The organism is Streptomyces sp. NRRL WC-3549 (genome assembly GCF_000721935.1).
GTDB lineage: Bacteria > Actinomycetota > Actinomycetes > Streptomycetales > Streptomycetaceae > Streptomyces.
Genome location: NZ_KL585409.1, coordinates 4,740 through 6,679, shown reverse-complemented (window position 1 = coordinate 6,679; position 1,940 = coordinate 4,740). Strand labels below are relative to the sequence as shown.

Annotated in this window: 2 protein-coding genes; both read left to right on the top strand. The window is 73.7% G+C overall.

The genetic code is table 11. The features are described from left to right. Positions 1–707: acyl carrier protein (locus IH13_RS44745; protein ID WP_031086186.1), on the top strand; the 707-nt coding region annotated here is incomplete at its 5' end. Beyond that, positions 707–1,940, top strand: a 1,234-nt coding sequence (locus IH13_RS39745) for a beta-ketoacyl synthase N-terminal-like domain-containing protein (protein WP_420713379.1), incomplete at its 3' end; no start/stop codon positions are given. The genes IH13_RS44745 and IH13_RS39745, both read left to right, overlap by 1 nt.

Sequence of the window (1,940 nt, the reverse complement as noted above, 5' to 3'; positions counted from 1 at the left end):
AGACCGGCCTGGAGCCGTCCGAACTGGCCGAGGACGCTCCGTTCGACCGGCTCGGCATCGACTCGCTGATGATCGCCAAGCTCAACCGCGAGCTGGACCGGCACTTCGACGCCCTGTCCAAGACCCTGTTCTTCGAATACGCCACCCCGGGCGAGCTCGCCGGCTACTTCGCCGAGCACCACGCGGCCGAGCTGACCGGCGGCACACCGGCGGCCGCACCGGTCACGGCCACGGCCGAAGGCATCGCCGCGCGCCCGCCCCGCGCCCCGCGCCGTACCGCACGAGCCGGCACCGCCGAATCCGCGGAGGACGACGCCGACGCCATCGCCGTCGTCGGCCTGGCCGGCCGCTACCCGGCCGCCGACGACCTCGACGAGCTCTGGACCACCCTGGCCGAGGGCCGCGACGCCGTCACGGAGATACCCGCGGAGCGCTGGGACTGCCGCCGCTGGTACGACCCGGACCCGGCGGCGCCCGGCCTCGCGCACACCCGGTGGGGCGGATTCCTGCGCGACGTCGACCGATTCGACCCGCTGTTCTTCGGCATCTCCCCGCGCCAGGCCGAACTCATGGACCCCCAGGAGCGCCTCTTCCTGCAGAACGCCTGGCACCTCCTGGAGGACGCCGGCTCTGGCACCTCCTGGAGGACGCAGGCTACCGCCGCTCCGACCTGGCCGGCCGGTCCGTCGGCGTGTACGTCGGCGTGATGTACGGCGAGTACCAGTTCCACGGCGCTCTGGACGCCCTGCGCGGCGGGCGGCCGCTCACCGGCTCGTCCTTCGCCACCATCGCCAACCGGGTCAGCCACGCCCTGGACCTTTCCGGTCCGAGTATGGCGCTGGACACCATGTGCTCCTCCTCGCTCACCGCGATCCACCTGGCCTGCGAGAGCCTGCGCCGGGGAGAGAGCGAACTCGCCGTCGCCGGCGGCGTCAACGTCTCCGTCCACCCGTACAAGTTCGCGTTCCTCAGCCAGGGCCGCTTCCTCTCCTCCGACGGCCGCTGCCGGGCCTTCGGCGAGGGCGGCGACGGCTATGTGCCCGGGGAGGGCGTCGGCGCCGTCCTGCTCAAGCCCTACCGCAAGGCGCTGGCCGACGGGGACCGCGTCCACGGCCTGATCCTGGGCAGTGCCGTCAACCACGGTGCCCGGACCAACGGTTACAGCGTGCCCAACCCGCGCGCCCAGCAGAGCGCGATCACCACCGCCCTGGAACGGGCCGGCGTCACCCCCGAGGACATCGGCTACGTCGAGGCGCACGGCACCGGCACCGCCCTGGGCGACCCGATCGAGCTGACCGGCCTCACCCACGCGTACCGGTCCGCGGACGCGGCCCCCGGCACCTGGCCGATCGGCTCGGTCAAGTCCAACATCGGGCACCTCGAGTCCGCGGCCGGCATCGCCGGACTGACCAAGGTCCTGCTGCAGTTCCGGCACCGCTCCCTGGTCCCCTCGCTGCATGCGGACGAGCTCAATTCCAACATCGACTTCGAGCGTTCCCCCTTCCGCGTCCAGCGCGAGCTGTCCGCCTGGCCCGAAGGGGACCGGCCGCGCCGGGCCGGCCTCAGCTCCTTCGGCGCGGGCGGCGCCAACGCGCACCTCGTCCTGGAGGAGTCCCCGAACCCCGACCCGGTCACCGACGTACCGGCGGGTGAGCAGCGCACCGGCGAGCCCGTGCTGTTCCTGCTCTCCGCCCGCGACGAGGAACGGCTGCGCGCCTACGCCGAGTCGGCCGCCCGCTTCGTCCGGACCGAGCGTGTGCCGCTCGCCGACCTGTGCTTCACCACCCAGGTGGGCCGCGAGCCCCTCGACGCCCGGCTCGCGGTGGCGGTCACCGACGGCGGCGAACTCGCCGCCGCTCTGGGACGGTTCGCGGAAGGCGGTCCGTCCCCCGACCTCGTCGACGCCGGCCCGGCAACCGAGCCGGCCCGCCGCTGGCTGG